Here is a 25745-nt window from a genome sequence, read left to right on the forward strand (position 1 = left end):
GCCGCCTTTCTTTTTTCAACACACTTTGGCCGAACTCCGTTGCTTTTTGAGAGCATTTGGAAAACTCTTCGGCAGCGCTTCGGCGCACAATGGACCAACGGGACGAAAATAGATGAAGAAACTTGTCGCGGCAGGCGTTCTCAGTCTGGCAGCGGTAGCAGGCATGGTTGGGCCGATCAGCGCATCGCCGCTCTCGACGCTGGCGACCGGCTTCCTGCCGGCAAAAAGCGAACAGGCGGAGAAGGGCAATGTGATTCTGGCGCAGGCCATGGATCCGCGGGTCGGTCAGCTCGAAGAGCAGATCCGTAGCCTCAACGGCCGGATCGAGGAAATGAGCTACCAGCTGCTGCAGATGCAGGAGCAGATCCGCAAGGCACAGGAAGACAACGAGTATCGCTTCCAGGAAATCGAAGGCGGCAAGGGGGGCACCGGCAAGAGCGGCGCGCTCGAGAGGCCGGTAAATGGCGGGACTGCGGATCAGCAGACCGCCTCGAACGGGGTGCCGGCGGATGATACCGCCGGGACCGACACGCTTGGGTCGACGAATGGCGGTGCACAGCCGCAGGAACTGGGTTCCATCAAGTTCGACGAGAACGGCAACCCGATCGGTGCCGAAGCCAATCCCGACCTGAACAACCAGAGCGCCTCCATCGGCAATGACAATTCGTTGCCGGGTGTCGACGACGGCCTGCCGCAGGCGTCGGGGTCCTCCAGCGCGTCGCTCGACAATCCGGACGACCTCTACAAGGTCGCTTATGGTCATGTACTGACCGGTGATTACCAGCTCGCCGAACGCGAATTCCGCGACTATCTCGACATCTACCCGAAGGGCGAGAAAGCGGCGGACGCCAATTTCTGGCTGGGTGAAGCGCAGTATTCGCAGGGCAATTTCAACGACGCGGCCAAGACCTTCCTGAATGCGCACCAGACCTTCAGCAAGTCGAAGAAGGCGCCGGAAATGCTTTTGAAGCTCGGCATGTCGCTCGCTGCCCTCGATAACCGCGAAACCGCCTGCGCGACGTTGCGCGAAGTGAACAAGCGCTACCCGAGCGCATCCAAGGCCGTGAAGAGCAAGGTTTCTTCCGAACAGAGCCGGCTGTCCTGCTGATTGCGGACGTATTGAAGGCCGTGGCCCGCGCGGAAACCCCCGTCGTCGAGGCAACCGGCCATTTTCTGAGAAGTTTCAAAAGCCCTGCGCGGCTGCTGGTCGCCATTTCCGGCGGCAGCGATTCGACCGGGCTGCTCGTGGCGCTCGCCACGCTCTGCGCGACCGGGCGCTATCCGGACATCACCCTTGCTGCCTGCACCATCGACCACGCCCTGCGCGCCGGATCAGCCGACGAAGCGAGATGGGTCGAAGTGCTTTGCGCTCGATATGGCATTCCGCACGTCACCCGCCGATGGGAAGGTGAAAAGCCCGCATCGGGCTTGCAGGCCGCCGCGCGCGCCAAACGGTATGACCTTCTCGTCGAAATAGCCGCGGAACTGGCTGCGGATTGTATCCTCGCTGCCCATACCAGCGATGACCAGAACGAGACGGTTGCCATGCGCGCCGAGCGGTCCGGGGAGGGAATCGGCCTTTCCGGCATGGCGGATGCGGTTCTTCTCAATGGCACTGTCTGGCTCTTGCGGCCCTTTCTGTCGCTGGACCGGGCTACCGTCAGGGCGTTTCTTTCCGCACGGGGCGAAACCTGGCTCGACGACCCGAGCAACAGGAACCCGCATTTTGAACGCGTACGCATCCGCCAACGTGAGGCGGCGACAGATCCGATGCGCCCTTCTGATGGTAGGCACCACCTTTCCGAGCGCGGGGCCGCTTTTCTCATCGGAAATGTGCGGGCGGAGAATGGATTGTTTGCGATAAATCCGGCTGCGGTAGAAGTGCTTCTTGGCGATCCGGCAGCGTGGCGCGGGCTTCTGCTGCTGGCGGCGACGGCGGGCGGGCGGGTGCATACGCTCGAAACGGCTTCAGCGGACCGTCTGCACGCCTTTCTCGCCAGCGGCAGACTGTCGCGGCTGACGGCCGGCCACGTGGTTTTCGATCGTCGCCGCGACGGCCTGTTTCTGTATCGCGAGCGGCGGGGGATCGAAACGCTTGCCCTGCCGGCGGGAACGGCGGCGCTCTGGGATGGCCGGTATCGTGTGGCCAACGCCACCGGGCGAACCATCTTGGTAGCGGCGGCCGGCGAGGAAGCGGTTCAGGGCGACACCGTGTTTCGCGGACCGGCCTTACGCGCGCGCCGCGCCATGGCGCACCTGGAATTTGAGGACGGCGCGATCGTGCCCGAGCACGACGTGCGCCTGGAGCCTTCGATCGCGCCCTATGCCCGTTTCCTGCCCGGTTTCGATCTGCCGCTTGCCAGGGCACTTGCGAGAATTGTCGGGGGCAGGCCGTTTTCGTCTCCGCCTAACGAATGAAGGCGCACTCGGAAGCGTTGTGGTAAAGTGTTTGCAGGTTCAATGTGAAGGAAGGACCCGGATCCTTCCTCGACGTTGACAATGTTATGAGAAAAGCCCCGGGATCGCGCGCTTTGCCTTGGCAAGGCCGCAAGGCGACCCTATGTTAGGCGATAGAGAAGCGGCCGGGAGACTCCGGCCGGGAAAGTGCCCGGAAAGTTCGATGAATCCCAATTTCCGTAACTTCGCCCTGTGGGCGATAATCGCCCTTCTGCTGATCGCGTTGTTCAGCATGTTCCAGACGAGCCCGGCGCAGACCGGCTCGCGGGAAATCCCCTATTCGCAGTTCCTCAAAGAGGTGGACTCGAGCCGGGTGAAGGAAGTCGTCATCACCGGCGAAAAGATCGTCGGCAGCTATGTCGAGACCGGCGCGACCTTCCAGACCTACGCCCCGGCCGGCGACAACACGCTCGTTCAGCGCCTCGAGGCGAAGAACGTCGTCGTGAGCGCGCGGCCGGAGACGGACGGTTCGTCCGGCTTCCTCAGCTATATCGGCACGCTGCTGCCGATGCTCCTGATCCTCGGTGTCTGGCTGTTCTTCATGCGCCAGATGCAGGGTGGCTCGCGCGGTGCTATGGGTTTTGGCAAGTCCAAGGCCAAGCTGCTCACCGAAGCGCACGGCCGCGTTACCTTCGCGGACGTCGCCGGCGTGGATGAAGCCAAGCAGGACCTCGAAGAAATCGTCGAATTCCTGCGCGATCCGCAGAAGTTCCAGCGCCTCGGCGGACGCATTCCGCGCGGCGTGCTGCTTGTCGGCCCGCCCGGTACCGGTAAGACGCTGCTTGCGCGCTCCGTTGCTGGCGAAGCCAATGTGCCGTTCTTCACGATTTCCGGTTCGGACTTCGTCGAAATGTTCGTCGGCGTTGGTGCAAGCCGTGTGCGCGACATGTTCGAGCAGGCCAAGAAGAATGCACCCTGCATCATCTTCATCGACGAAATCGACGCTGTCGGTCGTCACCGCGGCGCCGGCCTCGGCGGCGGCAATGACGAGCGTGAGCAGACGCTGAACCAGCTCCTCGTCGAGATGGACGGCTTTGAAGCGAACGAAGGCGTCATCCTGATTGCCGCGACCAACCGTCCGGACGTTCTCGACCCGGCGCTGCTGCGTCCCGGCCGTTTCGACCGCCAGGTCGTCGTGCCGAATCCGGATATCGTCGGCCGCGAGCGCATCCTCAAGGTTCACGTTCGCAACGTGCCGCTGGCGCCGAATGTCGACCTCAAGGTTCTGGCCCGTGGTACGCCCGGCTTTTCCGGTGCCGATCTTATGAACCTCGTCAACGAATCTGCCCTGATGGCGGCGCGTCGCAACAAGCGTCTCGTCACCATGCAGGAGTTCGAGGACGCCAAGGACAAGATCATGATGGGGGCGGAGCGCCGTTCCTCGGGCATGACCGAGGCGGAAAAGAAGCTCACTGCCTATCACGAAGCCGGCCACGCCATCGTCGCCCTCAAGGTGCCGCTTGCCGATCCGCTGCACAAGGCGACGATCATTCCGCGCGGCCGTGCACTCGGCATGGTCATGCAGCTTCCCGAGGGCGACCGCTACTCGATGAGCTACAAGTGGATGGCCTCTCGCCTCGCCATCATGATGGGTGGCCGCGTCGCCGAGGAAGTCACCTTCGGCAAGGACAACATCACCTCCGGCGCGTCCTCCGACATCGAGCAGGCGACGAAGCTTGCCCGCGCGATGGTGACCCAGTGGGGCTTCTCCGATCAGCTCGGTCTCGTCGCCTATGGCGAAAACCAGCAGGAAGTCTTCCTCGGTCATTCGGTCTCGCAGCAGAAGAACGTTTCCGAAGCCACCGCGCAGAAGATCGACAACGAAGTGCGCCGCCTGATCGACGAAGCCTATATCGAGGCCAAGCGCATCATTACCGAACAGCACCACGAATTCGTGGCGCTCGCCGAAGGCCTGCTCGAATACGAGACGCTGACGGGTGAGGAGATCAAGGCGCTGATCCGCGGCGAAAAGCCGGCGCGCGATCTTGGCGACGACACACCGCCGCACCGTGGCTCCGCCGTTCCGAAGGCCGGCCACAAGAAGGGCGGCGAGACGGAAGGTGGCCTGGAGCCCCAGCCGCAATAATATAAGGCAAGCAATGGCAGACGGCCGGGCAAATAGTCCCGGCCGTTTTCTTTTGGTAACGGCCTGTAATCATTTCTGATCTGCGGATGGATGCTATTTCCCTGCTTCTATGGCAAAGAAGCGCGACGTTCACCCGGCGCTTAAGGTTAAGATAGGGTTGCGGAGTTACACTATTCCGACTTCCACCGGCTTGATGTATGACGCCGTGGAGTATGGTGGGCAGAACACCTAGAAGCCGGGTGCAGCGAGACAGCGCCGCCGCGGCTGGCGATTTTCAGGAGTAAACATGAAACGTCGTTATTTTGGTACGGACGGCATTCGGGGACAGTCGAACCTTTTCCCGATGACGCCCGATCTTGCCATGCGCGTCGGCATTGCCGTGGGCACGATCTTCCGTCGCGGCGCCCATCGCCACCGGGTGGTCATCGGGAAGGACACGCGGCTGTCCGGCTACATGCTGGAAAACGCCATGGTCGCGGGCTTCACGGCCGCCGGCATCGATGCCTTCGTGCTCGGCCCGATTCCGACGCCGGCCGTCGCCATGCTGACGCGGTCGCTGCGCGCCGATATCGGCGTGATGATCTCAGCCTCGCACAATCCGTTCTACGACAACGGCATCAAGCTCTTTGGTCCCGATGGCTACAAGCTGTCCGACGACCTGGAAATGGAAATCGAGGATCTGCTCGATACGGACATGACGGCGCAGCTCGCCAAGTCCGCGGAAATCGGCCGGGCGAAGCGCATCGACGGCGTGCATGACCGCTATATCGAGCATGCCAAGCGCACCCTTCCGCGCGATGTCACCCTGCAGGGCCTGCGCGTCGCGATCGACTGCGCCAACGGTGCCGCCTATCGCGTGGCGCCGGCGGCCCTTTGGGAACTCGGTGCGGATGTCGTGACGATCGGTAACGAGCCGGATGGTCTCAACATCAATCTCGAATGCGGCTCCACCCATCCCGAGGCCTTGCAGCGCAAGGTACATGAAGTGCGCGCCGATATCGGCATCGCACTCGATGGTGATGCCGACCGTGTGCAGATCATCGACGAGAACGGCAAGTTCATCGACGGCGACCAGCTGATGGCGGTCATTGCCGAAAGCTGGGCGGCGGACGGCACGTTGCGCGGCAACGGCATTGTCGCAACCGTCATGTCGAACCTCGGCCTTGAGCGCTTCCTGACGGGCAAGGGTCTGAACCTCCAGCGCACCAAGGTCGGCGACCGGTATGTCGTCGAGCACATGCGCCAGAACGACTACAATGTCGGCGGCGAGCAGTCCGGCCACATGGTGCTTTCCGATTTCGGCACGACCGGCGATGGCCTAGTCGCAGCCCTTCAGGTGCTGGCCTGCGTGAAGCGCAGCGGCAAGTCCGTCAGCGAAATCTGCAACCGCTTCGAGCCCGTGCCGCAGGTGCTGAAGAACGTCCGCATCAAGACCGGCCAGCCGCTCGAAGATACCGTCGTGCGCCAGGCAATTGCCGATGCCGAAAGCGAACTGGCCAAGACCGGTCGCCTTCTCATCCGCCCGTCCGGTACCGAGCCGCTGATCCGCGTGATGGCGGAAGGCGACGACCGTGCCCAGGTGGAGCGCATCGTCGATGAACTCGTCAACCTCATCGGTTCGGTGCGCAGCGCTGCCTGAAACTGCCGGTGCTGTAATTTGAAAAGGCCGGAGCGATTTGCTCCGGCCTTTTTGTTTGCGCGGCGCAAGCGCATCGCCCTGCGCTGCAGGAAAACAGGTGAAAGTTCGCATGCTTCGTTGTCCGCGCGCAGGAAGGCTTTCTTCTTTCCAACGATCGGACTACATGCCTAATCCACCACCTATAAGTTGCCGGGGACCTGGAAGGCATGAGCAGAGAACGATCCGAAATGGAAAATCTGGCACGTCAGCTTTACCGCGACCATAAACAGGTGCTGGATCTTCTCACGGAACGCAATTCCGGCTCGGGTTTTGGACGCGCAGTTCAGCGGTTGTTTGGTGACAATCCTCCGCGCGGGAAGTCGGTCAGGATTGGCAATGGTACGTTTATCCATTCAGGACTTGAGAAAAGCCTCGTGAGCTTTCTGCCCGCGCAATGGCACGAGGAATTGCACAAGACGAAGAGCGCATGGCCCGGCTGCGACAATTGGTGGGCAGGCTATGCGTTCATTGCCTGGGTAGAGATCCGCGCGCGCGATGACGGAACCACAGGCTTCCTCAAGCTGAACGCGGAAGTTGGCCCGATTTCCAATCCGAACGTCCGAAAGGGGATTATCGAGGCGATCAAGCTGGCAGCATTGGCGAAAGAACTGGAGCGAATCCACTTTCCGGCCGGCACCGCCGACGAAGGACGGCTCTATTCGCGGTTCCTGCGGAAAAATTCCGTCGCGGTGAACGACATCCACAACACGGCCGAAGTAGAGAGCAAGTTCGTGCAGCTGGTTGCCGATTTCGCGCCGGAATTCGAACTGGTCGCAAGCGTGATACCGCATTTCCTGCGTTTCTCCGACGCCTTGGCATCGCAGCCGTTAACGCCCCGTTAACCTAGTGTGGTGCAAAACCGTTAACGAAAGTGCCCGGTTCGGTTGAGAGATCAATTCCGGCCGGGCAGCCCTAAACGACCGGGTTCTCTCGTTTATTTGGGGTGACGGTCCCGCCATTATCGCGGGCACCCTCGTGGTTAACCGTTAAAAGTGTTCCAACCATTGCTAGCCTTTTTCTGCCGGACTGGTCTTCACGTCCGGGGGTTAGCCTGTTCGCTTGGGGCTTTTAACATGACCAGCATTTTGACGAATGCAGCGGCAATGGCCGCTTTGCAAACCCTGCGCATGACCAGTGCCAGCATGGCCGAGACGCAACGGCAGGTGAGTTCCGGGCTGCGTGTGCAGATCGCCGCCGACAATGCGGCCTACTGGTCGATCTCCACGACCATGCGCTCGGACAATATGGCCCTCTCCGCCGTCGTGGATGCGCTGGGCCTTGGTGCAGCCAAGATCGACGTCGCCTATGCCGCGATCGAAGCCATCTCGGACAGCCTTGCGGCGTTCAAGGGCAAGCTCGTCGCAGCGAAAGAAGATGGCGTCGACAAGGCAAAAATCCAGACCGAGCTGGAGCAGTTGAAGGGTCAGGTCGTCGACATCGCCACCTCGGCCAGCTTCAACGGCGTCAACTGGCTGAACACCGATATTGCCGACATCAACGACAGCGACCTGAACAGGGTTTCGCTGACTTCGTCGTTCACCCGCTCCGGCGCCGGCGTGTCGGTGGGAACGACCAATTTCCACCTCTCGGAAATTGCGCTGTTCAACGAGAACGGCGGCGGCATATTGCAGGCCGACACCCGGAAAATGAAGACGCTGGGCGGGATCCGGAATTACGACACCTTCATGGATACATTCGGCGTCATTCACATGGATAAGGAGAATGGCAGGACGGGACACCGGGCGGTAAAGGATTTCGACTTTACCGGGCCACTGACATTCGACGCAGGCGACACGATCAGTTTCGATCTCACTGTTGACGCCGACAACTCTGCCAATGTCGATGCGCCGTTGCATCCCGGTAAACCCACGCACATCACTATCGACAGGGCGATGGTCGATGCAGCGCTTCCGGGCGCGAACGGCGTGATCTCTACCTATACGCAATTTGCCGCCGTGCTAAGCCGTGCTTTGCCTACCGGTACCGGCGCGCTCGCGACGACTTACCATCGCGACGGTCAACCGCTTATCGATGTGATCGGCATTCAAACCCGTGAGAACTCCGGTCTCTATGGCTCGTTTGTCGAAATCAGCAATCTGGACTATTCCACCGTCGGCTCGGGTGGGGGCCTTACCGATTTCGCCACGGGTGGGTCACGGGGGTCGGAGATGACCCTCGCTTTCGACATGTTCGAGCTTTACCGGGACGGCGACAACCGCGACGGCGTAAGGGTGGACTTTCAGTTCGGCGTCAACGGTGCGCCCTCCACGCGCCACACATTCGACCGTACATACGTCAACCAGCTGCTTGGAAAATCGAACGGCAAGATCGAAACGCCGGACGAAATGGTGCTGCTGCTGCAATCGCTCATCAGTACCGATTGGCCGGATGTCATCATAGAGGCGACGCCGGCGGGCGATATCAGCCTGCGCTCGGACAAGGCGGTCGATCGCCTGACCGGTGGCCGGACCTCGATCGGCTTCACCGAAATCGCTGTCAGCATCGAGCCGCTGGCCGAGCTGGATTTTCTGGACATCGATATCGTTGCCAATCCCGACCTGCTCAACGCCTATATCGGTTACATCGAGGTCGTATCGGCCGACGTGATCGGGGCGGGTGCAAAGCTTGGTGCGCTCAAGACGCGGATCGATATGCAGACGTCGTTTGCGCGCACCCTCGTGGAGAGTATTGACAAGGGCACCGGCCGTCTGGTCGATGCCGATATGAATGAGGCATCGACCCGGCTCAAGGCTCTCCAAACCCAGGAACAGCTTGCCATCCAGTCGCTGTCCATCGCCAACACGAACGCCGAGAACATCATGCAGCTGTTCCGGTAACTGCCAAGACAAGGGATGCGTTTATTGCTCGCATCTTTCGCATCAGGAATTTGGAATGACCTCGCATTGCTTCTTCGAAAGGCCCGCAATCGCCACCTTGTTGGTCGCCGCCACCTTCTCCTTTGCCTCTCCTGCCAGCGCTCTCGACAAGGTTCGTTTCGGTACAGACTGGCTCGCCGAAGCGGACCACGGCGGCTTCTATCAGGCCGTCGCGGATGGCACTTACGCCCGCTATGGCCTCGACGTGGAGATCGTCCAGGGTGGTCCCGGCACGCACAATCGTGCTCTGCTGCTCGCAGGCAAGCTCGATTTCTATTTGGGAACCCAGCAGGAGCAGCTTGTCGGGATCGAACAGGGCATTCCGCTCGTCGATGTCGCCGCCTTCTATCAGAAGAACGCGCAGGTGCTTCTCGCGCACCCCGATGCAGGCATGGAGACATTCGAAGACCTCGCCAAGCTGCCGACGATCTTCATGACGCAGGGCGGGTTCAGCGCGTATTTCGAGTGGATGAAGGCGAATTTCAGCGGCTTCCGCGACGAGCAATTCAGGAACTATACGTACAGTCCCGCGCCCTTTCTCGCTGACAGGCAATCGGCACAGCAGGGGCTCATCACCGCGGAGCCCTACCAGATCAAGGAACAGACCGGCACGGAACCGAAGATTTTCCTGCTCGCCGACAGTGGCTACAAGCCCTATGCGACCACGATTACGGTGCAGCAAACCCTCGTCGATACGAATTCCGATCGCGTTCAGCGCTTTGTCGATGCGTCGATCGAGGGCTGGTACAGCTATTTGTACGGCGACAATGCCGCGACCAATGCCTTGATCAAGACAGAAAACCCGGAAATGACGGATGGCCAGATCGCCTATGCCATCGATAAGATCAAGCAATACGGTATTGTCGACAGTGGTGATGCGCTTGAAAAAGGCATCGGGTGCCTGACCGCCGAGCGCTACAAAGAGCTCGCAGACGAACTGGTGAAGGTGAAGCTTCTCCAGGCGGATACCGATTACACGAAGGCTTTCGACACCCGTTTCTCCTGCAAGGGTGTCGGGTTGACTTTGAAGAACTGAATTGGGCTGCCCCGCTTTACAGCTTTTGCTCCGCTTCGCTCTCGTGCCAATGCCGTAGAGCATGTCGGGAAAGAAGCCTTGTCGCCGCGAAGATCGTGCCTCCAAGAACCGCCAGCAGAACCAGGGCAGCGAAGACGCGCGGCGTGTTGAGCCGCGTTTGCGCTTCCAGCAGCCGGAAGGCCAGTCCTGCATTCCTGCCCGCTTGTCCCACGGTAAACTCTGCAACCACGGCGCCGATCAGGGCGAGGCCTCCGCCGATTTTGACGCCCGCGAAAATACTTGGCAGGGCAGAGGGGATTCTCAGATAGCGAAACGTCTGCCAGCGCGATGCGCCGTAGGTGCGGAGCAAATCCGCCTGGTGGCGTTCCGCGCTCTTCAGCCCTTGCAGCGTGTTCAGCATGATCGGGAAGAAGGCGACGATGAACGCGCAGACCATTTGCGCCATATGCGGGCTCGGCACATAGATGACGATCAGCGGCGCAAGCGCAATGATCGGCGTTACCTGAACGGCCACGGTGATCGGATGGAGGAGTGCCTCGATCCAGCGGGCCTGCGCCAGCAGCAGAGCGATGGCCCATCCGCCGGCCAGCGCAAGCAGCAATGCCTGAAGGGTCGTTTTCGTCGTAATCCAGAGAGCCGGCCCCAATATCGACCAGTCCTTGACGAGCACGTCGCAAACCGCTTGCGGGCCTGGAAGGGTGTAGGGGGCAACGCCCGACAACTCCACGAGCAGAGCCCAGACGGCGATCATGATACTGATGCCTGCGAGCGGGACGAGGGCGCGCATGGTCTTCTTGATGGACGCCTGTTTGCGTCCTCCTGGTTTGGTATACTCGGCCGTCACGATAGCCCTTCGGCTCCAATGCAGGTCGCACGCATAGCGGTGGTGGATTTCGCGTGGCTTGCGGGGGGAGGGCGGCACGGTGTGATGGGGCGGCCTATCCGCTCTTCCCTGATCTCCCCGAACGCGGATGCCTTTCGAGCTTCCTTAACGCAGCGGAACTACGGTTAAGAAATCGCAAAGTTATTACTTTGTTTACTGGGTCTCCTAAGCTTTCATTTAATGTAAAAATCCACTTTAATCGGCCATTAACCTTTTTTCTTCACTATCCCCGGTGATCGAAGGACTTGGAATCCGGTGCGCCGGGCGGCCAAGCAGAAGCCTATTGGAGCCAGGCCATGAGGAAAGTTTTGAGTGGCGTCGTAGCCGTCCTGCTGACAGGCACGTCGGGTTATGCCGCTGATATCTACCAGCCGGAGGTCATCGAAGCCCCGGTGCAGGAAACCATCATCGAGACCGGCGGGTGGTACCTGCGCGGTGACATGGGCTGGTCCTACAACAAGATGCGCGGTGCCAAGTACTTCCAAGGCTCGAACGGCAACATGCGCAACTTCGATTCCGCGGACCTGAAGAGCGGGTTCGTCATCGGCGGCGGTGTCGGTTACCAGATCAACGATCACTTCCGTACGGACGTGACGCTCGACTATATGTTCAATTCCAAGTTCAACGGCTCGACCTCCGGCAGCTGCGGCGTGGCGGTAAACTGCACCTCGCGCGACGTTGCTTCCATGACGGCGCTGAGCCTGCTGGCCAATGCCTATGTGGATATCGGCACATACGGCTCCATTACGCCCTATGTCGGTGCCGGTATCGGTGGCACCTATGTGAACTGGAAGGGCCTCAACAACACCTCTTGCGAGGACGGCGATCCGACGAACTGCGACCCGACCTTCAATCACCGCGGCAAGAAGAACTGGCGCTTCACCTACGCCCTCATGGCCGGTGCCTCGATCGACGTGACCTGCAACGTGAAGGCCGACGTGGGCTATCGTTTCCGCCATGTCACGAAGGGCGGCATGTTCGGCTACAATGCCGGCGGTGGTCCCGGCTACGACAAGGGTTTTTACAGCCACGAAGCGCGCGCCGGTCTGCGTTATTCGTTCAACGGCTGCGACCAGCAGGCTTACATCCCGCCGGCAGAAATCCCGATCGAGCAGCCGGTCTACAAATAATCCGTCCTGTCCGATCCATGTTCAAGGCCGCCCGAAAGGGCGGCCTTTTTCGTGCCGGGCGTAAAGAACCGGATGCTTAACGGTTCCTTCACTCCTTAAGAAGTATGGTTAATCAACGGTATAGAGCCGCGGCAATTCCTTGCAAGGCAGCCTGTACCGATTGCGCAACCGCCTGGCCTCGCCGGCTTCGAGGGAACGAGAACATGTTTCGTCGCATCGCACCCATTGGTATCGCCATTTTGGCTGGCCTCGTCGCAACCAGCGCGGTTGCGAGCGATCTCGACATCATCAATGCGCCGGAAATCGACGTGTCTGGCGGCGGGGTGGCCGAGGGCTGGTACATCCGTGGCGATCTCGGCTATTCCGGCTGGATGAAGAGCGGCAAGCCCGACTACACGGTCTATTCGCCGGGCGGCTCGGTCTTCTCGCAGGAGACCTTCGACAGTTCGCGCTTCTCCAAGTCGCTGTCCTACGGCGCCGGCATGGGCTACCAGTTCAACAGCATGTTCCGCGCCGACCTGACGACGGATTTCTTCAACGGCGATCTCAGCGGTGATTCGAACATCAACCTGCCGTGCAGCAGCGATGAACCGGCCGGCACAAGCTGCGGCTTCAGCCATAAGGCGGACTACAGCGCGATCAATGTCATGGCCAACGGCTATGTGGATCTCGGGACGTTTGCCGGCTTCACACCTTATGTCGGCGCCGGCGCCGGCGTGACCTACGTCAACTGGGACGACCTGAGGAGCCAGCCTTACTGCGTGGACGGTTCGTCGCTGTGCTCGGGCGATACCTACACGGGCGGTCGACTGACGGGCGAGGACAGCTGGCGCTTTACCTATGCGCTGATGGCGGGTGCCGCGGTGGACCTGACCGACCGCATCAAGCTCGACCTCGGCTATCGCTTCTCAGACACGGCGGGCGGAAAGATGTTCCGCTATGGTGCCACCGAGCAGGGCTGGGGCGCGAGCGGCACCAAGGGCCGCGATGACGGCTTCCAGAAACACGAATTCCGCGCCGGTATTCGCATCAACACCTGGTAAGGCCAATTCTCCGGTTTTCCACGGCGCGTCGGGCAACCGGCGCGCCGTTTCCGTTGCGCCGGATTATTTTTCATTCACGACATAATGCGCTTGACGGAAGAGGGGCTCTTCAATATTTACGGCGGCGGGACACCCTTCCCCAACGAAGGGCTTTCTATCTGGAAGGATAGCCATCATGACGAAAGCCGTCACCGCACCGGACCTGCGTCCGAACAATACCCATTTTTCTTCTGGCCCTTGCTCGAAGCGCCCCAACTGGTCGCTCGAAGCGCTTTCCGATGCTCCGCTCGGTCGTTCGCACCGCGCCAAGATCGGCAAGACCAAGCTCAAGCAGGCCATCGATCTTACCCGTGAAGTTCTCGAAGTGCCGGCGGATTACCGCATCGGCATCGTGCCGGCCTCCGACACCGGTGCCGTCGAAATGGCGCTCTGGTCGCTGCTCGGCCCGCGCGGCGTCGACATGGTCGCCTGGGAAAGCTTCGGTTCGGGCTGGGTTTCCGATGTCGTCAAGGAGCTGAAGCTCCCCGACACGCGCAAGATCACGGCCGACTACGGCCTGCTGCCCGACCTTTCCACGATCGACTTCGACCGTGACGTGGTCTTCACCTGGAATGGCACGACCTCCGGCGTGCGTGTCGCCAATGCCGATTTCATTCCGGCCGACCGCAAGGGTCTCACCATCTGCGACGCGACCTCGGCTGCGTTTGCGCAGAACCTCGATTTCGCCAAGCTCGATGTGGTGACCTTCTCCTGGCAGAAGGTTCTGGGCGGCGAGGGCGCACATGGCGTCATCATCCTGTCGCCGCGCGCCGTCGAACGCCTCGAAAGCTACACGCCGTCCTGGCCGATGCCGAAGATCTTCCGCATAACCAAGGGCGGTAAGATCATCGAGGGCATCTTCCAGGGCGAGACGATCAACACGCCCTCCATGCTCTGCGTCGAGGATTACATCGATGCGCTGCTCTGGGCAAAGCAGGTCGGTGGCCTGGCGGGCCTGATGGCGCGTGCCGATGCCAATGCCAAGGTCATCTTCGACTTCGTCGAGAACAACGACTGGATCGCCAACCTGGCGAAGGAGCCGGCGACGCGCTCCAACACCTCTGTCTGCCTGACGATCGCCGACAAGGACGTGGCAGCGCTCGACGCCGACGCACAGGCCGCCTTTGCCAAGGGCCTCGTCGCGCTCCTCGAAAAGCAGGGTGTCGCCTTTGATATCGGCGCCTACCGTGACGCCCCGTCGGGGCTGCGTATCTGGGCCGGTGCCACCATCGACACCGCCGATCTCGAGGCGCTGATGCCGTGGCTGACCTGGGCCTTCGAGACCCAGAAGGCAACACTTGCCAAGGCTGCGGCCTGATTTTTTCGCGACCGGCTTCGTCCTCTGGGCGAAGCCACCTTTGATCTCATCTCCCTAGACTCAATTGAAGGAGGCCTCTCATGGCACCTCGCGTACTCGTATCCGACGAACTGTCGGAAACCGCCGTCCAGATTTTCCGCGATCGCGGCGTCGATGTGGATTTCCAGCCGCAGCTCGGCAAGGACAAGGACAAGCTTGCCGAAATCATCGGCAATTATGACGGCCTTGCCATCCGCTCCGCCACCAAGGCGACGGAAAAGCTGATCGCGGCAGCGACCAATCTCAAGGTCATCGGCCGCGCCGGAATCGGCGTCGACAATGTCGATATCCCGGCCGCCTCGCGCCGCGGCATCATCGTCATGAACACGCCGTTCGGCAATTCGATCACAACGGCAGAACACGCCATCGCGCTGATGTTTGCCGTCGCTCGCCAGCTTCCTGCCGCCGATACCTCCACGCAGGCCGGCAAGTGGGAGAAGTCGAAGTTCATGGGCGTCGAGATCACCGGCAAGACGCTTGGCGTCATCGGTGCCGGCAACATCGGCTCCATCGTCTGCGCGCGCGCCATCGGCCTCAAGATGCACGTCATCGCCTATGACCCCTTCCTCTCCAAGGAGCGCGCCGAGGAAATGGGTGTGAAGAAGGTCGAGTTGAACGAACTCTTCGCCGAAGCCGACTTCATCACCATGCATGTGCCGCTGACGGACAAGACCCGCAACATCATCGATGCGGCGGCGATCGCCAAGATGAAGGACGGCGTGCGCATCGTGAACTGCGCCCGTGGCGGCCTCGTCGTCGAGGCCGACCTTGCCGAAGCGCTGAAGTCCGGCAAGGTCGCCGGCGCCGGCTTCGACGTGTTCGAGGTCGAGCCTGCCAAGGAAAGCCCGCTCTTCGGCCTGCCGAACGTCGTCTGCACGCCGCATCTCGGCGCCTCGACCACCGAAGCACAGGAAAATGTTGCCCTCCAGGTTGCCGAACAGATGTCGGACTACCTGGTGCGCGGCGCTGTCTCGAACGCCATCAACATGCCGTCGATCACCGCCGAAGAAGCGCCGATCCTGAAGCCGTTCATCCGACTTGCCGACGTGCTTGGTGCCTTCGTCGGCCAGGTCACGGAAAGCGCGATCAAGGAAATCGAGATTCTCTACGACGGCGCGACCGCAACGATGAACACCAAGGCGTTAACGAGTGCCGCACTCGCCGGTCTCATCCGCTCGCAGGTTTCCGACGTCAACATGGTTTCGGCACCTGTCATGATCAAGGAAAAGGGCGTCATCCTCTCCGAGGTCAAGCGCGACAAGTCGGGTGTCTTCGATGGCTATATCCGCCTGACGGTGACCACCGCGAACCAGACCCGTTCGATTGCCGGCACCGTCTTCTCCGATGGCAAGCCGCGCTTCATCCAGATCAAGGGCATCAACCTCGACGCCGATGTCGGCAACCACATGGTCTACATCACCAACACCGACGTCCCCGGCATGATCGGCTTCATCGGCACGACGCTGGGCGAGGCGGGCGTCAACATCGCCAACTTCCAGCTCGGCCGCGACAAGCAGGGTGGCGATGCGATCGCGCTGCTCTATGTCGACGCTGCCGTGTCGGAAGACGTGTTGAACAAACTGCGCGCCAATGAGGCGATCCGCCAGATCAAGCCGCTCGTCTTCAACGTCGATTGATCTTTCGTCCTCCCAAGACGGACAGAAAAGGCCCGCCGGATCATCCGGCGGGCCTTTTTCGTGAGCGCTTGGGCCTCTTTGCGATCAGGCGGCGCGGCGCATGTGGCTGCGGCTGGTGTCGGCAAGCTGGAAGTGGGCGATCCGGCCGGCAAGCTGACCACTTTCCTCGGCGAGCGTCTGGCTGGCGGCTGACGTCTCCTCCACCATGGCGGCGTTCTGCTGGGTCATCTGGTCCATCTGATTGACGGCGGTGTTGATTTCCCGCAGGCCAACCGATTGCTCCTGCGCGGCGGTGGCAATCGCCACGATGCGGTCGTTGATCTCGTTAACGCGGCGCTCGATGTCGGCAAGCGAGGTGCCGGTTTCCTCCACCAGCGACACACCGGCGGAAACTTCCGTCGACGAAGCGTTGATGAGCGTCTTGATCTCCTTGGCTGCGTTGGCGGAGCGCTGCGCCAGTTCGCGCACTTCCTGCGCCACGACGGCAAAACCCTTGCCGGCTTCGCCGGCACGCGCCGCCTCGACGCCGGCATTCAGCGCGAGCAGGTTGGTCTGGAAGGCGATGTCGTCGATGACGCCGATGATTTCGCCGATCCTGGAGGAGGAGTTTTCGATGCGGCCCATCGCGTCGATGGCGTTGCGCACGACATCGCTCGAGCGGGCAGCGCCGGTACGGGCATCGGCGACCATGCGCTTGGCTTCCTCGGCGCGGCTCGTCGAATTCTGCACGGCGGCGGTAATTTCGTCGAGTGCGGCGGCGGTCTCCTCAAGCGAGGCAGCCTGCTGTTCGGTGCGCTGCGAGAGGTCGTTGGCGGCACGGCTGATCTCGCCGGCGCTTCCGTTGACAATGGCCGTCGATTCGGCGATCGCGGCGATGGTGGACTTCAGCGCCTCGACGGCGCCGTTGAAGTCACGGCGCAGCTTCTCGTATTCAGGCCCGAGTTCCGGCACGGAGACAGTCAGGTCGCCATGGGCGAGACGTTCCAGCGCGGAGCCGATCGTTTCGACGACGCGCGACTGACTGCGAGCGACGGTCGCCTGGTGCTGCTCGTTGGCGCTGCGTTCACCATCAATGACCGCCTGCTGCTCGCGCTGGCGAATTTCCAGCGCGTTGCGCTCGATGACGGAATTGCGCAGCAAGACCAGCGCGTCCGCCATGCTGCCGATCTCGTCCTTGCGGTCGGTATCCGGCACGTCGGACTGTGTGCGGTTGTTCGCGACTTCGAGCATGACGTCCTTGAGGCGGTTGATCGGGAGGCTGATCGAGCGGCCGATGGCGAGTGCGGCGGCAAGCGTCGCAAGGCCGGCAAGCAGCGTGATGACGATCGTCGTCGTCATGGACGTATAGTATTTCGCGGCGAGGTCGTCGGCATAGACGCCGGTGCCGATGCCCCAGTTCCAGGGCTTGAAGCCCTGGATATAGGAGAACTTTTCAACAGGCTCGCTGTGGCCCGGCTTGTCCCAGTAGTAGTCGACGAAGCCGCTGCCGGGGTTCTGTGCGATCTGGATGAGCTCGACGTTGAACGCCTTGCCGTTGGTATCCTTCAAGCCTCGCACGTCTGTGCCGATCAGCTTCGGATTGAGCGGATGCGCGATCATCATGCCGTCGAGACCATTGATGAAGAAGTAGCCGTCTTGGCCGAAGCGCATGGCCATCACGGCGGTGATCGCCCGTGCCTTCGCGTCGTCCACGGAGAGTGTGCCGTCGCTTGCGAGCTTTTCGTAGGAGGCGATGACGGAGATTGCCGTTTGCGTCACGTTGCGCAGCATGAGGCGCCGCTCGTCGTTCACCTCACCGTTGGCGTGTTGGGTCTTGTAGATCATGGCGGCGGCCATGAAAAACAAAGCCATGGCGGTGAGGAGGTAGATGCGGGCGGAAATGCGAATGTTTTTCACTGCTTAAACCTGACGAGAAATAATGTTGCGGGCACTGCAACAGTAAAAAATCTAATCAAGTTTTAAGCACTCCCCTCATTTTTGAGGGCGAGACTGCAGGAAATATGGGTTCTTGCAGGTGGGTTCTTGTATTTGTCAGATATTATTTTTCTTCGGCCGTCCCCATTCGGCAATCGCGATGCCGCCGAGCACAAGGAGCAGGGCGACGACGTGGAAAGGGTGCATCGTCTCGCCGATCAACAGGACGGACAGAATGGTGCCGAAGACCGGGATGGCATTGATGAACAGGCCGGCGCGGTTGGCGCCGATCATTTCCACGCCGCGCACATAGAGCACCTGCGAGAGCAGCGAGGGGAAGATGCCGGCGTAGAGCACGATGGCCCAGCCGGTCGTATCCGGAAAGATCGCCGCGCCGCGCGACAATTCCCAGAAGAACAGCGGGATGGCGCTCAACAGCGCGCCGAAGGCGGGCGCGGCGATAAAGCTCTGCCAGTGCATGTCCGGCTTCCAGCGCAACGATACCGTATAGGCGGCATAGACGATGCAGGCGCAAAGCATCAGCGCATCGCCGAAGTTGAACTCGAGTTCCGCCAGTGCCGAGAATTCGCCATGAGCGGCTGTTACAAGAACGCCGACAAGTGTGACACTGAAGCCGACGATCTGGGCGATCGATGCCTGGATTCGAAACAGAATGAAGTTGAAGACGAAGATCAGCATCGGAATGCCAGCCTGCTCGATGACGGCGTTGATGGCGCTCGTATGGCCGAGCGCAGTATAGAGCAGGGCATTGAAGGCGGTGAAGCCGAAGACGCCGTAGAGCAGCAGCTGGAGCCAGTGCTTGCGAATGACCGGCCAGTCGCGTTTCACTTGCGGCAGCATGAAGATCAGGATGATCGTGAGCGCGACGATCCAGCGGAACGTCGTCAGCACCATTGGGCTGACATGGCCGACGGCAAGTTTGCCCGCAACCGAGTTCGCGCCCCAGAAAAGCGCGGTGATGCAAAGGTAGAAATAGGCTCTGCTGTTCAAGGTGGGATGTGTCCGGATGAAGAACGGGTACGCGGGGTGCGTCGGCGGGTGCCTCAGATAAGGGGAAAAACCGCGGAATGTCATGCAAAAAGCGGATGACGGCCGTCATAACAGGGTCGCATTCCCAAAGACAACACAGTATAGATGCGCGGGTTTGTGTCAGGCGGGCGGGTATCCGCGCGCAAGAATGGGAAAGATTAAATGACGAACGTCGTGGTGATCGGATCGCAATGGGGTGACGAAGGCAAGGGCAAAATTGTCGACTGGCTTTCCGAACGCGCGGATATTGTCGTGCGCTTCCAGGGTGGTCACAATGCCGGCCATACGCTCGTCATCGACGGCACGAGCTACAAGCTCTCGCTGCTGCCCTCCGGCGTCGTCCGTCCGGGCAAGATGGCGGTCATCGGCAACGGTGTCGTCGTCGACCCACATGCGCTGATCGCTGAAATCGACAAGCTCGGCAAGCAGGGCGTGACGATCACGCCGGAAAACCTGCGCATCGCCGACAATGCCACGCTTATCCTCTCGCTGCACCGCGAACTGGATGGCATCCGCGAGGATGCTGCCTCCAACTCCAATTCCGGCGTCAAGATCGGCACGACCCGTCGCGGCATCGGCCCGGCTTACGAAGACAAGGTCGGTCGTCGCGCCATCCGCATCATGGACCTCGCCGACCTCGAAACCCTGCCGGGCAAGGTCGAGCGCCTGCTGACGCACCACAATGCGCTGCGTCGTGGCCTTGGCGAAAACGAAGTCACGCATGAGACCATCATGCAGGAACTGACCTCGGTTGCCGATCGCGTGCTGCCGTTCCGCGAGACGATCTGGCTGATGCTCGACAAGGAGCGCCGCCGTGGCGCGCGCATCCTGTTCGAGGGTGCGCAGGGCTCGCTGCTCGACATCGACCACGGCACCTATCCGTTCGTAACCTCGTCCAACACGGTCGCCGGTCAGGCCGCTGCGGGTTCGGGCATGGGTCCGGGCTCGCTCGGCTACATCCTCGGCATCACCAAGGCCTACACGACCCGCGTCGGCGAAGGCCCGTTCCCGACGGAGCTGCATGACGAGATCGGCCAGTTCCTCGGCGAGAAGGGCCATGAATTCGGCACGGTTACGGGCCGCAAGCGCCGGTGCGGCTGGTTCGATGCAGCCCTGGTGCGCCAGTCGGTCGCCACCAACGGCATTACCGGCATCGCGCTCACCAAGCTCGACGTGCTCGACGGCCTCGACGAGCTGAAGATCTGCGTCGGTTACACGCTCGACGGCAAGGAAATCGATCACCTGCCGGCAAGCCAGGGCCAGCAGGCCCGCGTCGAGCCGATCTACATCACGCTCGAAGGCTGGAAGGGCTCGACGGTCGGTGCCCGCAGCTGGGCGGATCTGCCGGCCCAGGCGATCAAATATGTCCGTCAGGTCGAAGAGCTGATCGGCGCGCCGGTCGCCCTGCTGTCGACCAGTCCGGAGCGGGATGACACCATACTTGTGACAGACCCGTTTGAGGACTAATCTCAAGCTCAACACCAGTTCCGTGTCGTATTCCAATAGGATAGCGCACGGACACGACGGAAAGTTCTGATGGCGGATTTTGTAGCAGTCATTCGAAGGGCCGTTGATGGCCTCTCGGACAACAATGCCGAGATGCGGCAGAAGGTTTACGAGAAGGCCCGCGGCGCCGTCCGCAGGCAGCTCGAATCCATGAACCCGCGCCCTTCTGATGACCTCGTGAAGCGTCAGCTTGACAAGCTCGAAGCGGCGATCGGCGACGTCGAGGGCGAGCACGCCGAGGCACTTCCCGTCGAAGAGCCCGCGCCCGAACCCGTCGAGGATCTCGCAACCGAGCCTGTCGAAGAGGCCGTGCAGCCGGAGCCGGTGGTCGAAGAGACCGCCGCCGCTGAGCCGGAAGCCGAGGTTGCCGACGTCGAGCCGGAGGCGGAGCCTGCCGAAGCTGAACGGGAGGCCGAGCCTGCCGAAGCCGAGCCGGAACAGCACGCCGAGCCCGTTGAGCAGCCCGTTGCTGAGCCGGTGGAATCCCAAGAGGATGCGCCGGCTGAGAGCGTCGTTGAAGACGAGCCCGTTGCCGAGGCGCCGGTTGAGCAAGCGCCAGCTGTCGAAGCCGATGTCGGGCCCGAGCCGCGCGAGCCTGTGGTTGAAGAGGCGATAGCGGACGAGCCGCAGCCGGTAGCTGCGGAGGCGCATGTCGAACCGTCCTGGCAGGTCGAGGCCGCCCCGGCGGACGACTATGTGCCGTCCTGGCAGGAGCCGGAGACCGCGACCGAAAACACGACGGGAGAGCCTCAGTCCGGTGCTGCCGTCGAGCCGGAAGCGCAGGTCTATCCGGTTCACGATGAACAGGTGCCGGATGCCGAGCCGGTCGCGGATGCCCGCATGCCGTCGGCAGAGGCGCAGTGGAACTGGAACGAGGCGACGCCCGTCGTTGAGACGGCGGACACTCCTGCGCAACCTGTCGATACCGCAACCGATCCGCTTGCCTGGGACTGGCCGGACGAGAAGGCCGTGCAGCCTGCGGACACGGCGGAGAAAGCCGCTCCGGCACGGGATTGGGGCGACCTCGACGAACTTCTTGGCCAGAATGGGCCGAAGGCCGGTGCGGCGGTTGCGGGAACTGCCGCCATGGCAGAGGCCGGGCTCGCCGATGCGGCTGTCTCCCCGACGCCTACGGTCGAAACGGCCCGCGCACCGCAGCGTTCGTTCCGGGCGGAGCCGCGCAAGTCGCGCATCAATTTTGCAGCCCTCGTGGCGCTGGTCGCGCTCATCGCCATCATCGGCGGCGCGGGTGCGGGGTATTGGTTCAACCGCGACATGGTGAACGGCTGGGTCAACGAGCGCATCGCGTCGTTCACGGCCCCGTCGACCGAGACGCCTGCGGAAACCACGCAGACCAACCAGACCGCAGAAGGCGGCCGCAACCTGCCGGCCGACACCACGCCGGCCGAAACGGCCCAGACCCCGACGGACGATGCCGCCGGTACGACGCCCACGACGACCGAAGTTGCCTCTACCTCGCAAAACAGCAGCGGCAAGTTCACGCAGCGCCTGTTGACCGACGGTTCCGAAGTCGACCAAGGCCCGGCGCCGGCACTTGACGGCGCAACGCCGGAAGAAGGCAAGTCGGTGGCTGCCCAGTCGACGGAAACGGCAGATGCCGCCCAGGGCGGTGCGTCTGCCACTGGCGGCGCTACGACCACGGGCGGCGCTGCTGCGACCACGGGCGATACTGCTACTACTCCCACCGGGACGGACGGCACGACGCAGACCCCGGCCGGTACGGACACGGCGACGACGACGGACACCCAGACGCCGGCGGCGACCGGCGAACAGCCCGCCGCCATCGGCGTTACGCAAAAGATGTTCCTTTATGAGGAACGCCTGGGCCAGACCGCGCCGACGGCGATCGAAGGCACGGTTGCCTGGTCGGTTGCCGAGGAATCGCCGGGTGGCGACGCCAAGGCAGAACCGGTGGTGCGCGCGCAGGTCAATGTGCCCTCCAAGGGCCTGACCGCGCTGATCACCTTCCGCCGCAATGGCGACCGCTCGTTGCCGGCAAGTCATCTGGTGGAACTCGTCTTCTCGCTGCCGGAGAACTTTGAAGGTGGCGGCATCGAGAGCGTGCAGCGCGTGGCGATGAAGCGGACCGAGCAGGACCGCGGCGATGCGCTGATCGCGGTGCCGGCGAAGATCACCGACGACTTCCACATGATCGCGCTCAACGATTTCCCGGAAGCGATTGCCAAGAACACCGAGCTTCTGCGCACCCGCAACTGGATCGACATTCCGATCACCTACCGCAACGGTCGCCGCGCGCTGATGACGCTCGACAAGGGCGCTGCCGGTGCAGAAGCCTTCGACACGGTGATGAAGGCTTGGACGACCGCTGGCGCGGCCAACCCGTAAGATTTGCATCCATCAAAAGAAAAGGCCCGGCAGCGATGCCGGGCCTTTTTGTTTCTACGCGAAGCGGGCGATCACGCGTCTTCGATCACGCGGACAGCGCGGGCCTGTTCGGCCGCATATTTCTGCACGGCCTCCTGCACCTTCTCGAAGGCGCGAACCTCGATCTGGCGCACACGCTCGCGGCTGATGTCGAACTCGGTGGAGAGTTCTTCCAGCGTTACCGGATCTTCGGCAAGGCGACGGGCCTCGAAGATGCGCCGTTCGCGGTCGTTCAGCACACCCATGGCACGGGCGAGCATCGCGCGGCGCGTGTCCAGTTCGTCCTGCTCGATCAGCGTCTGTTCCTGGCTGTCGTGATTGTCGACAAGCCAATCCTGCCACTGGCCGGATTCGCCTTCGCCGGTTTTGATCGGCGCGTTGAGCGAGGCGTCGCCCGTGAGGCGGCGGTTCATCGAGACGACTTCGTCTTCGGAAACCTTGAGCTTGGTCGCGATCTCCTTGACCTGATCCGGACGAAGGTCGCCGTCGTCGATGGCCTGGATCTTGTTCTTCATACGGCGCAGGTTGAAGAACAGGCGCTTCTGATTGGCAGTCGTGCCCATCTTCACCAGCGACCAAGAGCGCAGGATATATTCCTGGATCGAGGCCTTGATCCACCACATGGCATAGGTCGCAAGGCGGAAGCCGCGCTCCGGGTCGAACTTCTTGACGGCCTGCATCAGGCCGACATTGCCCTCGGATACGACTTCGCCGATCGGCAGGCCGTAGCCGCGATAGCCCATGGCGATCTTGGCCACGAGGCGCAGATGGCTCGTGACGAGTTCATGCGCGGCGGTGCGATCGCCGTGCTCCTGATAACGCTTGGCGAGCATGTATTCCTGCTGCGGCTCAAGCATTGGAAACTTGCGGATTTCATCGAGATAGCGGTTGAGACCACCTTCTCCAGCCGTAATCGACGGCAGCGTATTGCGGGCCATTCAGCACCCCTTTCTAAGACGGCTTCCATTCGGCAAGCCTTGGTACGGAGCCTGATCCTGAAAACCGGATCCCCGTCAGCAACCATGCTCCCCGTGGGGCATGGCGACCCCACGATCATACAGATAGGTATGGCGAAACAATGGTTCAAGCCGCCGCAGGCTTCACGGCTGCGTGAAGGCGGGAAGGGCGAATGGATTTTGCGACACGTGGCTAAAATAGGGTCTGATGCCCGAAAATCAAGGGTTGGCGGCCTATTTGACCGCGCGCAGTGCCTCGATCAGCCGCTCCAGATCCTCCGGCGGCGGGGCCTCGAAATGCATGGTCTCGCCGGTTGCCGGATGTTCGAATTGCAGCAGGAACGCGTGTAGCGCCTGCCGGTGGAAGCCGTTGACCACGTCCCGCGCCGCATCCGGCAGACGGTTCGCCTTGGTCTTGAACGCGGCGCCATATTCCGGGTCGCCGATCAGCGGATGCCCGATATGGGCCATATGCACGCGGATTTGGTGCGTGCGGCCGGTTTCAAGGCGGCATTCGATGAGGGAGGCGAGGCTGGTGGCGTCGGGGGTCTCGGCATAACGCTCGATCACTTCGTAATGGGTGATCGCCTCGCGCGCGTCGTCAGTGTTTTCGCGCTTCACGGCGCGCTTCGTGCGGTCTGCTGCGCGGCCAAGCGGCGCGTCGACCGTGCCCTTCAACTTGCCTGGGCGCCCCCAGACGACGGCCTGGTAGGCGCGCTCCAGCGGGCCGGTGCGGCCATGGTCGGCGAACTGGTCGGAGAGGTGGCGATGTGCGATGTCGTTCTTGGCGACGACCATCACGCCGCTGGTCTCCTTGTCGAGGCGGTGCACGATGCCGGGGCGGCGCACGCCGCCGATGCCCGATAGGCTCTCGCCGCAATGATGGATGAGCGCGTTGACCAGCGTGCCGGTCCAGTTGCCCGCACCGGGATGCACGACGAGGCCGGCCGGCTTGCAGAGCACGATCAGGTCGTCATCCTCATAGAGCACGTCGAGCGGGATATCCTCGCCCTTCGGTTCAGGATCGCGGGGTTCCGGCAGAGCGATCTCGACGGTGTCGCCGGGATGGATCTTGCGCTTCGGCTCGGCGATCGCGGCGCCATTGACGAGAACGGCGCCTTCCTCGATCAGTGCCTTGATGCGGCTGCGTGAAAAATCGCCGGCAAGCGTGGCCGCCAGCCAGGCGTCGATCCGGCCTTCGGCGTCTTCCGGCACCGTCAGGACTTTTCTTGTGGCCTCGGCTTCTTTAAAGGGGTCGGTCATCGTTCACTTATACTCATTGCCGGAAGGGCGCCTGCCATGTCCAATATCGAAAACGACGATCAGGAAGACAAGCCGCTCGACCCGGTGATGGAAAATGTTCGTCGCAAGATGATGCGCCTGCAACTCGTCTCGGGCGGCATCATGCTTTTGATGTTCATGGCGGTGCTTGCGGCCATTGTCTATAAGATCAACACGCGCGATGGCAAGCCGCAAGCCGCAACTGCGTCCAGTACGCTCGTTCCGAGCGATGCACCGGTCAAGGCGACGGCGACGCTGCCGGACGGGTTTGCCGTTTCCGCCGTCTCGCAATCGGACGGGCAGATCCTGTTCTACGGCGTGACTGCCGCTGGCGCACGCAAGGCTCTCCTCTTCGACATCGCTGCCGGCCGTATCGTCGCCGAGATCGACGTCGCGGGCAACTGATCGGG

The 25745-nt window shown here is 61.8% G+C and carries 19 protein-coding genes and 1 pseudogene; 15 read left to right on the forward strand and 5 right to left on the reverse strand.

The genetic code is table 11. The features are described 5' to 3' along the window. Positions 1-112 precede the first annotated feature (112 nt). The 8 genes and pseudogenes from ybgF to AC1RT2_RS10810 all read left to right on the forward strand — a co-directional run bounded on the left by ybgF (position 113) and on the right by AC1RT2_RS10810 (position 10133). Positions 113-1108 (forward strand): tol-pal system protein YbgF, encoded by a 996-nt coding sequence (gene ybgF / locus AC1RT2_RS10775; protein ID WP_493101739.1) that lies wholly within the window; start codon positions 113-115, stop codon positions 1106-1108. A gap of 20 nt (positions 1109-1128) precedes the next feature. Continuing rightward, positions 1129-2418: a tRNA lysidine(34) synthetase TilS gene (gene tilS, locus AC1RT2_RS10780; protein WP_493101741.1), complete on the forward strand. Its 1290-nt coding sequence runs from the start codon at positions 1129-1131 to the stop codon at positions 2416-2418. Positions 2419-2620: 202 nt separating this feature from the next. Then, positions 2621-4543 (forward strand): ATP-dependent zinc metalloprotease FtsH, encoded by a 1923-nt coding sequence (gene ftsH / locus AC1RT2_RS10785; protein WP_493101743.1) that lies wholly within the window; start codon positions 2621-2623, stop codon positions 4541-4543. 286 nt (positions 4544-4829) lie between these two features. After that, positions 4830-6182, forward strand: a complete 1353-nt coding sequence (gene glmM, locus AC1RT2_RS10790) for a phosphoglucosamine mutase (protein ID WP_069061228.1) — start codon at positions 4830-4832, stop codon at positions 6180-6182. Between the two features lie 227 nt (positions 6183-6409). Next, positions 6410-7063 (forward strand): hypothetical protein, encoded by a 654-nt coding sequence (locus tag AC1RT2_RS10795; protein ID WP_493101745.1) that lies wholly within the window; start codon positions 6410-6412, stop codon positions 7061-7063. Between the two features lie 300 nt (positions 7064-7363). Continuing rightward, positions 7364-7639: pseudogene (locus AC1RT2_RS10800) on the forward strand (flagellin N-terminal helical domain-containing protein); the annotation flags it as partial. 927 nt (positions 7640-8566) lie between these two features. Then, a complete protein-coding gene (locus tag AC1RT2_RS10805) occupies positions 8567-9058 on the forward strand; it encodes a flagellin (protein ID WP_493101831.1) in 492 nt (163 codons plus the stop codon). Positions 9059-9113: 55 nt separating this feature from the next. Further along, on the forward strand, positions 9114-10133 hold the full coding sequence (locus tag AC1RT2_RS10810; RefSeq protein WP_493101747.1) for an ABC transporter substrate-binding protein: 1020 nt from the start codon (positions 9114-9116) through the stop codon (positions 10131-10133). Positions 10134-10149: 16 nt separating this feature from the next. Here AC1RT2_RS10810 and AC1RT2_RS10815 read toward each other — a convergent pair whose 3' ends face one another. Further along, positions 10150-10977 (reverse strand): ABC transporter permease, encoded by an 828-nt coding sequence (locus tag AC1RT2_RS10815; protein WP_493101749.1) that lies wholly within the window; start codon positions 10975-10977, stop codon positions 10150-10152. Between the two features lie 335 nt (positions 10978-11312). On the opposite strand from AC1RT2_RS10815, the gene AC1RT2_RS10820 reads away from it, so the two are divergent. The 4 genes from AC1RT2_RS10820 (at position 11313) to serA (ending at position 16222) form a co-directional block, all read left to right on the forward strand. Continuing rightward, entirely contained in the window at positions 11313-12146 is an 834-nt protein-coding gene (locus AC1RT2_RS10820) for an outer membrane protein (protein ID WP_493101751.1), read from the forward strand. 203 nt (positions 12147-12349) lie between these two features. Then, on the forward strand, positions 12350-13189 hold the full coding sequence (locus tag AC1RT2_RS10825) for an outer membrane protein (protein WP_493101753.1): 840 nt from the start codon (positions 12350-12352) through the stop codon (positions 13187-13189). Between the two features lie 175 nt (positions 13190-13364). Next, positions 13365-14546 carry a phosphoserine transaminase gene (locus AC1RT2_RS10830; RefSeq protein ID WP_493101755.1) on the forward strand — a complete coding sequence of 394 codons (1182 nt, stop codon included), beginning with the start codon at positions 13365-13367 and terminating at the stop codon, positions 14544-14546. Between the two features lie 80 nt (positions 14547-14626). After that, a complete protein-coding gene (gene serA / locus AC1RT2_RS10835; protein ID WP_069061235.1) occupies positions 14627-16222 on the forward strand; it encodes a phosphoglycerate dehydrogenase in 1596 nt (531 codons plus the stop codon). A gap of 84 nt (positions 16223-16306) precedes the next feature. Here serA and AC1RT2_RS10840 read toward each other — a convergent pair whose 3' ends face one another. Together AC1RT2_RS10840 and AC1RT2_RS10845 are read right to left on the reverse strand one after the other, a co-directional pair. Beyond that, positions 16307-18118 carry a methyl-accepting chemotaxis protein gene (locus AC1RT2_RS10840; RefSeq protein ID WP_493101757.1) on the reverse strand — a complete coding sequence of 604 codons (1812 nt, stop codon included), beginning with the start codon at positions 18116-18118 and terminating at the stop codon, positions 16307-16309. 135 nt (positions 18119-18253) lie between these two features. Next, the gene (locus tag AC1RT2_RS10845) at positions 18254-19147 is read right to left on the reverse strand and encodes a DMT family transporter (protein WP_069061237.1); all 894 of its coding nucleotides are present in this window, start codon (positions 19145-19147) and stop codon (positions 18254-18256) included. 201 nt (positions 19148-19348) lie between these two features. Here AC1RT2_RS10845 and AC1RT2_RS10850 point away from each other — a divergent pair, with 201 nt between their 5' ends. Next, the gene (locus AC1RT2_RS10850) at positions 19349-20653 is read left to right on the forward strand and encodes an adenylosuccinate synthase (RefSeq protein WP_069061238.1); all 1305 of its coding nucleotides are present in this window, start codon (positions 19349-19351) and stop codon (positions 20651-20653) included. Positions 20654-20722: 69 nt separating this feature from the next. Further along, positions 20723-23059, forward strand: a complete 2337-nt coding sequence (locus AC1RT2_RS10855) for a hypothetical protein (protein ID WP_493101759.1) — start codon at positions 20723-20725, stop codon at positions 23057-23059. Positions 23060-23130: 71 nt separating this feature from the next. Here AC1RT2_RS10855 and rpoH read toward each other — a convergent pair whose 3' ends face one another. After that, on the reverse strand, positions 23131-24036 hold the full coding sequence (gene rpoH, locus AC1RT2_RS10860) for an RNA polymerase sigma factor RpoH (protein WP_069061240.1): 906 nt from the start codon (positions 24034-24036) through the stop codon (positions 23131-23133). 252 nt (positions 24037-24288) lie between these two features. Next, complete coding sequence (locus AC1RT2_RS10865; protein WP_493101761.1) at positions 24289-25317, reverse strand: RluA family pseudouridine synthase; 1029 nt, start codon at positions 25315-25317, stop codon at positions 24289-24291. 36 nt (positions 25318-25353) lie between these two features. Here AC1RT2_RS10865 and AC1RT2_RS10870 point away from each other — a divergent pair, with 36 nt between their 5' ends. Continuing rightward, entirely contained in the window at positions 25354-25740 is a 387-nt protein-coding gene (locus tag AC1RT2_RS10870) for a hypothetical protein (RefSeq protein WP_493101763.1), read from the forward strand. Positions 25741-25745 lie beyond the last annotated feature (5 nt).

This window comes from Shinella sp. GW821-FHT11G07, from assembly GCF_058808115.1.